Origin of the sequence: Nocardia sp. AB354 (assembly GCF_049538315.1) — a bacterium.
Classification (GTDB): domain Bacteria; phylum Actinomycetota; class Actinomycetes; order Mycobacteriales; family Mycobacteriaceae; genus Nocardia; species Nocardia nova.
The window spans coordinates 132,530-144,018 of sequence record NZ_JBMVFU010000014.1 but is presented as its reverse complement, the minus strand read 5'-3'; the positions used below and the strand labels follow the sequence as shown (position 1 = coordinate 144,018).

General features: G+C 67.5%; 9 protein-coding genes. 4 read left to right on the top strand and 5 right to left on the bottom strand.

From position 1 onward, the window contains the following. Positions 1-89: 89 nt before the first annotated feature. Positions 90-1,232 carry a beta-ketoacyl synthase N-terminal-like domain-containing protein gene (locus ACPCUW_RS20860; RefSeq protein WP_305779688.1) on the bottom strand — a complete coding sequence of 381 codons (1,143 nt, stop codon included), beginning with the start codon at positions 1,230-1,232 and terminating at the stop codon, positions 90-92. 306 nt (positions 1,233-1,538) lie between these two features. On the opposite strand from ACPCUW_RS20860, the gene ACPCUW_RS20855 reads away from it, so the two are divergent. The 3 genes from ACPCUW_RS20855 (at position 1,539) to ACPCUW_RS20845 (ending at position 5,669) form a co-directional block, all read left to right on the top strand. Continuing rightward, entirely contained in the window at positions 1,539-2,879 is a 1,341-nt protein-coding gene (locus ACPCUW_RS20855) for a diguanylate cyclase domain-containing protein (protein ID WP_423426525.1), read from the top strand. A gap of 10 nt (positions 2,880-2,889) precedes the next feature. Further along, entirely contained in the window at positions 2,890-3,225 is a 336-nt protein-coding gene (locus tag ACPCUW_RS20850; protein ID WP_423426523.1) for an antibiotic biosynthesis monooxygenase family protein, read from the top strand. 65 nt (positions 3,226-3,290) lie between these two features. Next, positions 3,291-5,669 (top strand): HelD family protein, encoded by a 2,379-nt coding sequence (locus tag ACPCUW_RS20845; RefSeq protein WP_305779690.1) that lies wholly within the window; start codon positions 3,291-3,293, stop codon positions 5,667-5,669. Positions 5,670-5,696: 27 nt separating this feature from the next. Here the strand turns inward: ACPCUW_RS20845 and ACPCUW_RS20840 are convergent, their stop codons facing one another. The 3 genes from ACPCUW_RS20840 to ACPCUW_RS20830 form a co-directional block, all read right to left on the bottom strand. Further along, the gene (locus ACPCUW_RS20840; RefSeq protein WP_030514596.1) at positions 5,697-6,149 is read right to left on the bottom strand and encodes a universal stress protein; all 453 of its coding nucleotides are present in this window, start codon (positions 6,147-6,149) and stop codon (positions 5,697-5,699) included. A 435-nt stretch (positions 6,150-6,584) separates the two neighbouring features. Further along, entirely contained in the window at positions 6,585-7,001 is a 417-nt protein-coding gene (locus ACPCUW_RS20835; protein ID WP_063013048.1) for a DoxX family protein, read from the bottom strand. Between the two features lie 104 nt (positions 7,002-7,105). Beyond that, positions 7,106-7,945, bottom strand: a complete 840-nt coding sequence (locus tag ACPCUW_RS20830; RefSeq protein ID WP_231982774.1) for an AraC family transcriptional regulator — start codon at positions 7,943-7,945, stop codon at positions 7,106-7,108. A 142-nt stretch (positions 7,946-8,087) separates the two neighbouring features. Here ACPCUW_RS20830 and ACPCUW_RS20825 point away from each other — a divergent pair, with 142 nt between their 5' ends. Further along, positions 8,088-8,558 (top strand): VOC family protein, encoded by a 471-nt coding sequence (locus ACPCUW_RS20825; protein WP_030514599.1) that lies wholly within the window; start codon positions 8,088-8,090, stop codon positions 8,556-8,558. A 71-nt stretch (positions 8,559-8,629) separates the two neighbouring features. Here ACPCUW_RS20825 and uvrB read toward each other — a convergent pair whose 3' ends face one another. Beyond that, positions 8,630-10,813 (bottom strand): excinuclease ABC subunit UvrB, encoded by a 2,184-nt coding sequence (gene uvrB, locus ACPCUW_RS20820; RefSeq protein WP_305779691.1) that lies wholly within the window; start codon positions 10,811-10,813, stop codon positions 8,630-8,632. Positions 10,814-11,489: the final 676 nt, after the last annotated feature.

Sequence of the window (11,489 nt, the reverse complement as noted above, 5' to 3'; positions counted from 1 at the left end):
TCCCCAGACGCCATGCTAAGCACACCCACCGACAAGTTCGGTGACACGACCGCGAGCGGCCCCGTTCCGGGACCCGAGGGTCCCGGCTCTCACGCCGGGCCGAGCACCACCACGGAGTTGTGCCCGCCCATTCCGAGCGAGGTCTTCACCGTGAATCCGCCGTCGAACGGGGTGGGTCCGTCCAGCAGGCGAGGATGCGCCTCGGCCACGATCGGCGGCGCCACCACGACGCCGCGTTCGTACCCCAGCGCCGTCGCCGCGATCTCGACGCCGGCCGCCGCACCCATGCAATGTCCGGTCAGCGGCTTGATCGAATAGACCTGCGGGCGGTCGTCGAAGATCCGCGCCAGCACGGCCCGTTCGGCCACATCGCACTGCCGGGTTCCCGGTCCGTGGGCGTTGTAGTAGCTCACGTCCCCGGGGCGCACCCCGGCCCGGTCCAGGGCCTGGTGCGTACAGTCCAGTATCCGCTCCAGACCGGGGTCGACGGACACGACGTGATAAGCGTCATTGGTCATCGCCCCGCCCAGCATGGCGCAGTACGGCCGCTCCACCTGCCGGGAGACCACGAACGCCACCGACGCCTCGCCGAAGCTGAAGCCCCGGCTGCCCTCCTGGAACGGCCGGCACGCCTCCAGCGGGTCGGCGTCGATCACGGCCGCGCCCATCTGCACGAAGTGGTGGACCATGTCGGGGCTCGCCGACAGGTCGGTGGTCACGCAGACCACGTCGTCGGCGAAGCCCTGATCCAGCCACATCTGCGCGGTGATCAGCGCGACGTTGGCCGAACTGCAAGCCGCCGAGACGTTCATCGAGGGGCCGTGGAAGGCGAATTCCTGCATCAGCAGCGAGATCGGAGTCGACGGCAGCAGGCGCAGATAGTCGCGGGAGCGGCGGCGGCTGTCGTCGGCGAGGTAGAAGTCCTCCCAATCCCGGACGTCGCCGAGCACGATCGCGTGGATCACCCCGACGGTGCGGCCCGGCCGCCAGCCTCGTTCGGTCGCGTCGGCGATCGCCTCGCGCGCGGCCTCCTGAACCGCCCGGGCGTAGCGGCTCGGGCTCAGCGACTCGTCGCCGCCGTCGGGCACCAGGGCGATCCACGCGTATTCGTCGCGGTCGGCGCCGTAGCCGGGATAGAGCCCGGCGGCCGCCTTACCGGTGTGCAGACCGCGCCACAGCGTCTCCCTGCCCCAGCCGTAACCGCTGACGACGCCGATACCTGCGATCGGCATACGATCTTGATATTCTCGAGTTGACATCGGGGTTGTGTTCGGCATTCGCGCTCCTACACCCGGCCTGGGCAGCTGCCTCCGGCGTAACACCCGGTCCGGCCCCCCGACCGGACCGAACCCGAACCCGACAGCGTACCGTCCGCCGATACCGCGGGAACGGGCACCTGTCATGATCACTCACAGGCCCGATAAGAACCTGAACTGTGACCGAACCAATACCGTCCGCGCTGTGATCCGCGGTACGTCACCATCAGAATGATCCCGTGCGCCAATTGACCTGAACAGACCATGATCAGGGGGTTACATGTGGTTGAGGCAGGTGAGAACCGGCCCGAGGCCGTGATGGACGCCGAACTGCTCGCCCAGCGGTACCGCACCCTGGTCGAGCACAGTCCCGATGGCGTCGTCGTGCACGAGGACGGCATCGTCGTCTACGCCAATCCGGCGATCGTGCGGCTGCTGGCCGTCCCCGGAGTGGACGAGGTGGTCGGGCATCCGGTCACCCAGTTCGTGGCGCATCGCGACGTGCCCGCGATGCTCGAGCGCATCGACCGGCTGCACCAGACCGGCGACGCGTCCGAGACAGCGGAAATGACCTTGATCCGCAGCGACGGCCAGGCGGTCGACGTCGAGACGGTCTCGGTGCTCACGGTCTGGCAGAACCGGCTGGCCTATCAGGTGGTGATCCACGACCTCACCGCTCAGCGCCGCGCCGAGGCCGCGCAGCGCCGGGCCGAACACCATTTCACGGCCGTGGTGTCGCAACTCGAGGAGGGTGTGGTCGTCATCGACCGCGAGGGCCGGATCGAATCGATCAACCCGGCGGCGCTGCGCATCTTCGGTCAGGAAGGCGACAATCTGGTCGGCCGCCGCATCGATTCGCTGCCGTTGGCGCTGCTCGACGCGAACGCCCAGCCACTGGCCCCGAGCCATCACCCGGTGGCACGAACCCTCGCCACGGGAGAAACCATCTCCCGCTACGTGTTCGGCGTGGACCGCCCGGACGGGCAGCGGCGCTGGCTGTCGGGTTCGAGCCGGTTGCTCAACCCGGGCGCAGCCGACTCGCCGGCCGTCTCCTCGTTCAACGACGTCACCGAATTCCGTGCCAGCCGAAGGCAATTGGAATATCAGGCGACCCACGATCCGCTCACCGGGCTGGCCAACCGATCGCTGGTGCTCTCGCGGCTGGCGACCGCGCTGGGCGTCGACGAACAGTCGCCGGTATCGAACGTTTTGTTCATCGACCTCGACGGATTCAAGGCCATCAACGACACCCTGGGCCACGCGATAGGCGATACCGTGCTGCAGATCGTGGCCCAGCGACTGCAGCGCGGCCTGCGCACCGACGATGTGGTCGGCCGCATCGGCGGCGACGAATTCCTGGTACTGCTGTCCGGCCGCACCCAGCCGGACGACCTGGACGGCCTTATCGCCCGGTTGCGCCAGACCATGGCCGAGCCGATCATCGCCCGTGGCCACCGCATCCACATCGAGGCGTCGATCGGCGTCACCGCGCTGCGCCCGGGTGATCCGCGCACCCCCGAAACGGTGCTGCACGACGCCGATCTGGCGATGTACCGTGCCAAACCGGCGACCTCCGAGAGCAACGCCCTGGGACGGCGGCCGAACAACACTCACGCCTCCTGAAAGATCCGCGATGATCCTCGAACACGCGCTGCTGCCCGTCCGGCCCGATCGCACGGCCGAGTTCGAGGCGGCGTTCGAGCAGGCGCGCCCCCTGATCGCCCGGGCGCCGGGGTTCCGGTCGCTGACGCTGTCGAAGTCCGCCGAGTCGCCGAACATCTATCTGCTGCTGGTGGAGTGGGAGCAACTCAGCGATCACACCGAGGGCTTCCGCGGCTCCACGGACTATCAGGACTGGAAGCGACTCCTGCATCACTTCTACGATCCGTTCCCGGTAGTGCAACATTTCACTACCCTGTGCGCGACGCGTTCACCTGCGACTACGGCGAGTCCCGCGAACCCGAACTAGACTCGACGATTCCGTTCTCTTCGCGCGCGGCCCGCTCGGCCCCTGTGGTGACAAGGAGTTCCGTTTTGCCCGACCGCCTCACCGAGGATCGCCCCGCCACCGATCGCGCTGCCGAACTGGAGCGGGAGCAGAGCTATCTCACCCTGCTGTATCAGCGGCTCGACGGTATGCGGGAGTACGCGCAGCGCCGGTTGAAGACGGTGCTGCTCGAGACCGGCGGCACGCCGCAGGCCCGCAGCGAACGCGAATCGTTCACCCAGCTCTACTCCGAGGACCTCGCCAAATACGACGCCGCCGAGAACGGGCTCTGCTTCGGCCGGATCGATCTGGCCGCGGACGACACCGGCGACGACGGCGCCGAGGGCGAGTACCGCTACATCGGCCGCCTCGGCATCCTCGACGAGGACGACGACTACAACACCCTGCTGCTGGACTGGCGGGCCCCGCTGGCCCGCCCGTTCTACCTCGCCACCACCGCCGCCCCCGACGGCGTGACCCGGCGCCGGCACATCCGCTCACGCAACCGCAACGTGACCGGTATCAGCGACGAATATCTCGATCTGGAAATGGCACGGCGGGCCGGCGCGATCGACTCCGACGACGGCGGCGTCGGCAGTGAGAGCGCCCTGCTCACCGCGTTGAACGCGGCGCGCACCGGCCACATGACCGATATCGTCGAGACGATTCAGAGCGAGCAGGACGCCATCATCCGCTCCGAACACCGCAGCGTGCTGGTGGTCCAGGGCGGTCCGGGTACCGGGAAGACCGCGGTCGCGCTGCATCGTGCGGCGTATCTGCTCTACACCTACCGCCAGCAGCTCGACAAGGCCGGCGTACTGATCATCGGGCCCAATTCCACCTTCCTCGACTACATCGGCCAAGTGCTGCCGTCGCTGGGCGAGACCGGCGTGCTGCTGTCCACGATCGGCAATCTGTATCCGGGAGTCGAAGCGACACTGGAGGATTCGCTGCGCGCGGGCGAACTCAAGGGTTCGCTCGACATGATCGATGTGCTGAAGAAGGCGGTGCGCGACCGGCAGGAGGTACCGCGTGACCCGGTCCGCCTCGACTTCGACGGGTACGAGCTGACGCTGGATCGCAAGATCGCCACCCGTGCGCGCGGCCGGGCGCGCTCCTCGCGCCGCCCGCACAACCTCGCCCGCCCGATCTTCGCCGCCTCGGTGGTCGACGCGCTGACCGACCAGCTGGCACAGATCATCGGCAAGGACCAGTTCGCCGACACCGTCGACGAGGCGGATGCCGCCGCGGGCCGGCGGCCGTCGAGTTCCGGGCGCAATCTGCTGAGCCAGGCCGACCTCACCGAGATTCGCGACGAGATGCGTGCCGACGCCGGCATTCAGCGCGCGATCGCGCAGTTGTGGCCGATCCTGACCCCGCAGCAGGTGCTCTCCGACCTGTGGGCCGAGCCGGAGCGGCTCGCGCACGCCGCGGACCGGCTCAGCGCCGAGGACCGCAAGGAGCTGTTCCGCGCGCTCGACGCGGCGAGTGGGCCCGCTTTCGCGGCGGCGGACGCGCCGCTGCTCGACGAGCTGGCGGAATTGCTGGGCATCGACGACGCGGAGGAGCGGGAACGCTCGCGGCGGCGGTGGCGCGCGCAGCTGGCCGAGGCGCAGGAGGCGCTCGACATCCTGACCGGTTCGGCGCCGCAGGATCTCGAAGACGATCTGGATCCGGAAATCCTCATGGCCTACGACCTGATCGACGCCGGACAGCTCGCCGAACGCCAGCATGTGCGCAACCGCCAGACGACCGCCGAGCGGGCTGCCGGCGATCGCAGCTGGACCTACGGACACGTGATCATCGACGAGGCGCAGGAACTGTCGGAGATGGCGTGGCGAATGGTGATGCGGCGCATTCCGAATCGCTGGGTGACGGTGGTCGGCGATGTCGCGCAGACCGGAGATCCGGCGGGCGCCTCGTCCTGGCAGCGCATGCTGGAACCCTATGTCGCACAGCGCTGGAAGCTCACCGAGCTGACGGTCAACTATCGCACGCCCGCCGAGATCATGGCGGTCGCTGCCGATGTGCTGGCCGCGATCGACCCGGAGGCGACCATTCCCCGCTCCGTCCGGGAATCCGGCTTTGCGCCGCGGGCCGTGCAGGTCGCGGCCGGCGGCTCGCTGGCCGCGGTCACCGAACTCGTCGACGCCGAGGCCGGCGAGCCGGGAATCACCGCCGTGCTCGCCCCACATGCGACGGTGAGCGAATTCGCCTCGCTGGCGGGCGAATCCGTGCAGGTGCTGACGGTGGCGGAGGTGAAGGGCCTGGAGTTCGACGCGGTCGTGCTGGTGGAGCCGCAGGCCATCCTGGACGAGTCGCCGCGCGGACTCAACGACCTCTACGTGGCGCTCACCCGTGCCACACAGCGATTATCGGTGGTTCACACCGGCACACTGCCCGAGGTCCTCGGCGCATTGCGCTGAGGACCCGGGCGGCAGGTCGGGCGAACGTCAGCGCACGGTGTGCACGATCAGGACGTCGCTGCGCGACTTGCGCGCGACGTCGGAGGGCACCGAGCCGAGCAAGCGCCCCGTCAGGGTGTTGAGGCCGCGGTTACCGACGACCAGCAGATCGGCCTCCACCTCCTTGACCAGGTTCAGCAGCGACTCGACGGGTTCGCCCACGACGGCCCGCTCCACGATGTTGGTCGCACCGGCGGCGACGGCCTTGTCCCGCGCGACGCGCAGGATCTCGTTGGTGGGCGCCGAGCCGCGCACCTGGTAGGCCTCGTCCTTGAGGACATCGGCCGCAGCGGCCACATCGCGGTCGTCGGTCGGGTAGTACGCGCATGCGACGTACAGGGTGGCGCCCGCGTCGCCGGCCAGCGCGGCAGCCTTCTCGACAGCGACATACGACGAATCCGAGCCATCGGTACCGACGACAATGGACCGGTAGGCGGTCATCTTTCCTCCAAACATACAAGTGGGCGGATGCCTGCGCGCAATTCCGGAGCAGAAACCCGCGCGGGCAACTGCGCTAGACCATAACCGCTATCGCGCCGGAATCATCGACAATCGCAATACATCACATCGGTGCGCCTCGCGATCCCCACGCCACATTAGCCGGCCGGATGGCCGCACGAGCCGTCTCACCAGCGCGGATCCCGACCGCAGACCCATCTCGCTGCGATCGTTGTCGCAGTTGCGAACCCGCTTGTGGCCCTGGGATTTTCGTCACAGAAGGGGTATTCCCCAATTGCGCCGACCTCGATTGCCCGGGTGCACAACGACACCCGGGCGCGATGGTGAGAACTCACAATTCCGGGCAGCGGGAACCGATTCGGGCGCTTACCGGATATGCGAGGTAATAAACGGAATGCCGAATGCGGCCGTTCGCGATCATCCGAGGTGGAATAGCGGTCCGGTGATTGTGGCGCCGAGATCGTCGACATGAGCGAAGAAGGCGAACAGCATGAGCGCCGCACCGGCCAATGCCAGATCCTTGTTGAAATGAATCATCTCCCCCTGTTTGGCCTGAGCATCGGATTCCTTCCAGAAGGGATGCATGAGGAATGCGGTCGGCAGCAGGAATACGAACAGCAGCAGTGAACCCAGATCGGCCCACACCCCGAGCAGCACGCTCGAGGCCCCGAGCAGCAGCACCACCCCCGAGCCCAGCACCGCCTCCTTCGCCATCGGAACACCCTTGCTGCGGGCGTAACCGGTCATCGCATCGGCCTGCGTCAGATGCCCGATCGCCGAACTCGCGAACAATATGACGAACAGAATCCGCCCGATCAGCACCAGAACACTCATCGCCAACTCCTCTGTCGGCCGGCAGCACCGCCGCCGGGCTGGTAGTACAGCATTCAACTACTTATGTGTTCGGTTATTCCCGGAACCGGTTCGGCCGAAACGAATCAGCGATCCGGCGCCGAGTCCCGCGGTGAGGCGTGGTGTGACAGTAGCGATGCGCGCGCGTATTCCAGCGGCGCCATTCCGATCTCGTTCGCGAATTCGCGACTGAAATGGGCCTGATCGAAATAGCCGAGTTCCAATGCCAGAGTGGCCAGATCGTCGGTGCGGCCCTGCGCCAGCAGTTGTGCGCCGTCCTGAAGCCGGTAGCGGCGCAGCACCCACTTCGGGCCCGCTCCGACGTAGCGGCGGAACAGGCGTTGCAGGGTGCGGATCGGGATGTCGAAACGGGCGGTGACCTGGTCGACGCGGGTCAGGTCCGGATCGGCTTCCATCGCGGCGATGATGCGCAGCACCAGGAGATAGTTGTCGTCGGGCGTGCGGCGGCGCGCGGCGCGGGCGAAGTATGCGTCGACGATGTCGCGGCGGTCGCCGGCGCTGTCGGCCGCCAGCACGCGTTCGGTCAGGCCTGCGGCCTCCGGCAGCACCTCGGCCAGTTCGATCGCGGTATCGCGCAGGGCGCCCACATCGATTCCGGTGAAGGCACCGAAGCCACCGGGACGGAACTTCGCGGCGAAGGTTTCACCCTCCCCCGCCAGTTCGCGGACGAATTTGCCGGTGGTCACGCCGTTGACGAACCCGCCGGTGCGGGTGACGGACCGCTCGAAGCTGACATTGACCGAGGGAAACGGCAGCACCTGCGCCTGGTAAGGCGGCCTGCCGCGCAGATCCCAGGAGACCGACCAATACCATTCGACGAATTCGGCGGTGCCCGGACCGGCCGGCAAGCGGATCAGCCGACGGTGTCGCTCCTGCTCGCGAGGATGCAGAATGCCCTTGGTCACTTCCGGTGGTGGTACCGGAACCGGTTGCAGTGCAGCGCCTTTCGCGCGCCCGTCACCGGTCGGCACGGATCGTCTCCCGCCGCGGACGAGATTGTCGCCTTCTTCCAAGATCTTCTCCGCGCAACGGCCGAGAGTTGTCCCTATGAGCAACGACGTCAATCCCATTCCCGAGGGTTATCACTCCATCAACTGTTTCTTGGCCGTACCCGACGGCAACAAGGCCATCGAGTTCTACTCCGCGGTCTTCGGCGCGAAGGTGCTCAGCCGCAACGACCTCCCCGACGGGCAACCGGCGCACGCCGAACTGGCGATCGGCGATTCCACCATCCAGATGGGTATGCCCATCCCCGATCACGGGGTGCGCGCACCCGAATCGGGCTGGGTGCACACCAGCATCGTGCACTACTGCCCCGATGTCGACGCGGTCGTCGCCCGCGCCGCCGAACACGGCGCAGCCCGGGTCGAGGAGCCGCAGACGTTCGTCACCGGCGACCGCTACGGGCTGGTGATGGATCCGTTCGGACATCGCTGGGTGGTCATGACCCGGGTCGAGGACGTCTCGCGCGAGGAGGGCGAGCGCCGGGTCAACGAGTGGATGGCCACGCAGAGCTGAAGCGGGCCGCACGGGTGCCCCGGTCCGGCCGGGGCACCGCCGTATCCGCGGGAAAGATGCTGTGCGGGAACTCATTTCAGCCCGGCAGCGTCCATACCCCGCAACTCCTTCTTCAGGTCGGCGATCTCGTCGCGCAATCGCCCGGCCAGCTCGAACTGCAACTCGCGGGCGGCGTTCATCATCTGATCGGTCAGCTGGGCCACCAGATCCGCCAGTTCCGCGCGCGGCATATTCGCGATGTCGCGGCCCTCGTACACGCCGGCGCTCACCGCGCGGCCGGGTTCGCCCTGGGCACGGCGTCCGCGGCTGGCATTGCGTCCGGATCCGCCGACCTCGACCTCGGTCTCGTCGGCCTCACGGTAGACCTGATCGAGGATGTCGGCGATCTTCTTGCGCAGCGGTTTCGGGTCGATACCGTTGGCTTCGTTGTAGGCGACCTGCTTGGCCCGCCGGCGTTCGGTCTCGTCGATGGCCTGGCGCATCGAATCGGTCACCTTGTCGGCGTACATGTGCACTTCGCCGGAGACGTTGCGCGCGGCGCGCCCGATCGTCTGGATGAGGCTGGTGGCACTGCGCAGGAAGCCTTCCTTGTCGGCGTCCAGAATCGCGACCAGCGACACCTCCGGCAGATCGAGGCCCTCACGCAGCAGGTTGATGCCGACCAGCACGTCGTACTCACCCAGCCGCAGCTGCCGCAGCAGTTCGACGCGGCGCAACGTGTCGATCTCCGAATGCAGGTAGCGCACCCGAACCCCCATGCCCAGCAGATAGTCGGTGAGGTCCTCGGCCATCTTCTTGGTCAGGGTGGTCACCAGTACGCGTTCGTCGCGTTCGGTGCGGGCGCGGATCTCGTGCACCAGATCGTCGATCTGGCCCTTGGTCGGCTTGACCACCACCTGCGGGTCGACCAGACCGGTCGGGCGAATCACCTGCTCGACGAATTCACCACCGGTACTGCCCAGCTCGTACGGGCCGGGCGTGGCCGACATGTACACGGTCTGGCCGATCCGGTCGGCGAACTCCTCCCAGGTGAGCGGGCGGTTGTCGACCGCCGAGGGCAGCCGGAAGCCGTATTCGACGAGGTTGCGCTTGCGCGACATATCGCCTTCGTACATGCCGCCGATCTGCGGGACGGTCACGTGCGACTCGTCGATGATCAGCAGGAAGTCCTCGGGGAAGTAGTCCAGCAGCGTCGCCGGCGCCGACCCCGCCGGGCGGCCGTCGATATGCCGCGAATAGTTCTCGATACCGGAGCAGAACCCGACCTGCCGGATCATCTCCAGGTCGTATTGGGTGCGCATGCGCAGCCGCTGTGCCTCGAGCAGTTTGCCCTGCCGCTCCAGATCGGCCAGCCGCTGTTCGAGTTCGGTCTCGATATCGACGACCGCGCGCTCCATCCGGTCCGGCCCGGCCACGTAGTGGGTGGCCGGGAAGATGCGCAGGGTGTCGACCTGACGCACCACATCGCCGGTGAGCGGATGCAGGTAGTACAGCGCCTCGATTTCGTCGCCGAAGAATTCGATCCGGACCGCGAGCTCCTCGTAGGAGGGAATGATCTCGACGGTGTCGCCGCGCACCCGGAACGACCCGCGGGTGAAGGCCATGTCGTTGCGCGTGTACTGGACATCGACCAGCAGGCGCAGCAGCCGGTCGCGCTCGACCTCGGTACCGACCTCGAGCTGCACCGAGCGGTCCAGATAGGACTGCGGAGTACCCAGACCGTAGATACACGAGACCGAGGCGACCACCACGACATCGCGCCGCGAGAGCAGGCTCGAGGTCGCCGAATGGCGCAGCCGCTCCACGTCGTCGTTGATCGAGGAGTCCTTCTCGATGTAGGTATCGGTCTGCGCGATATAGGCCTCGGGTTGGTAGTAGTCGTAGTAGGAGACGAAGTACTCCACCGCGTTGTGCGGCAGCATCTCGCGCAGTTCGTTGGCCAGCTGGGCCGCCAGGGTCTTGTTCGGCGCCATGACCAGGGTCGGGCGCTGCACCCGCTCGATCAGCCAGGCCGCGGTGGCCGACTTGCCGGTGCCGGTGGCGCCGAGCAGCACCACGTCCTTCTCGCCGCCACGCAACCGCCGCTCCAGCTCGGCGATCGCTGCGGGCTGGTCACCGGCGGGCTGATGCTCGCTGACGACCTCGAACCGCCCGTCGGAGCGCTCGATCGCCCCGATCGGCCGGAATTCCGAATGCGCCAGCAGCTGCCCGCCGGGTGCGTCCGAATCCGCGGGGATCTCCGTTGCGAAAGCCATGGTCACCATGGTAAGCCGCGGCACCGACAAGTTCCGGCGCCGTGACCGCGGGCACAGCCAGACACCCGGTGATCATTTTTCGGCCACGACTGTGTATCGGCGGCAGCGGCCTGCCGCCGCACGACCCTGACACCGCCTCGGCCGGTGCGGCCGCCCGGCGTGCGCAACGGCCACGCGGGGCAACCGCACGGCAAAACCGGCGGCCCTCCGGCCTTCGATGAGACGGCTGCCCCGTGTGACCCCGCCGGCGCGCCCGAACCCGCACATGCCCGGGACCGTCCACCGTGAGCCGGACCCTCCGGATCGAGCCTCGACACACCCGGCGGGCCCGCCGAGGCCGTCCCCTCCTCCGGAACATGCCGTATGCCAATCATTTCGGCCCGGCCCGCGCTACCGGTGGCGCAATTCTCCGCCGCCCCTTTCGGACATTCCGAACAATTCGAAATACGCCACCACGTTTCGGCCCCTGCGGGCCGAAAATATTATCCCGCAGAGTAATTCGACAATTCCCCCAACGCGCGGCCACACTCCCGCCCACCGGCGGGTCCGGAACCCCGCCGCCGACCATTGCGACAGGCCTGGCCGGAGGTTTGCCGGGGCTGCGGGAGCATTGCTCCGGCAACCGCGCGCGCAGCATTGGATCAACCGACCAGATGCCCGAAATGTCCGGTAGCGC

Bases quoted from the DNA above. Each gene is read 5' to 3' on its own strand.
- ACPCUW_RS20860 (WP_305779688.1), bottom strand. From the start codon at position 1,232: ATGCCGATCGCAGGTATCGGCGTCGTCAGCGGTTACGGCTGGGGCAGG.
- uvrB (WP_305779691.1), bottom strand. From the start codon at position 10,813: ATGGCTTTCGCAACGGAGATCCCCGCGGATTCGGACGCACCCGGCGGG.
- ACPCUW_RS20850 (WP_423426523.1), top strand. From the start codon at position 2,890: ATGATCCTCGAACACGCGCTGCTGCCCGTCCGGCCCGATCGCACGGCC.
- ACPCUW_RS20840 (WP_030514596.1), bottom strand. From the start codon at position 6,149: ATGACCGCCTACCGGTCCATTGTCGTCGGTACCGATGGCTCGGATTCG.
- ACPCUW_RS20825 (WP_030514599.1), top strand. From the start codon at position 8,088: ATGAGCAACGACGTCAATCCCATTCCCGAGGGTTATCACTCCATCAAC.
- ACPCUW_RS20835 (WP_063013048.1), bottom strand. From the start codon at position 7,001: ATGAGTGTTCTGGTGCTGATCGGGCGGATTCTGTTCGTCATATTGTTC.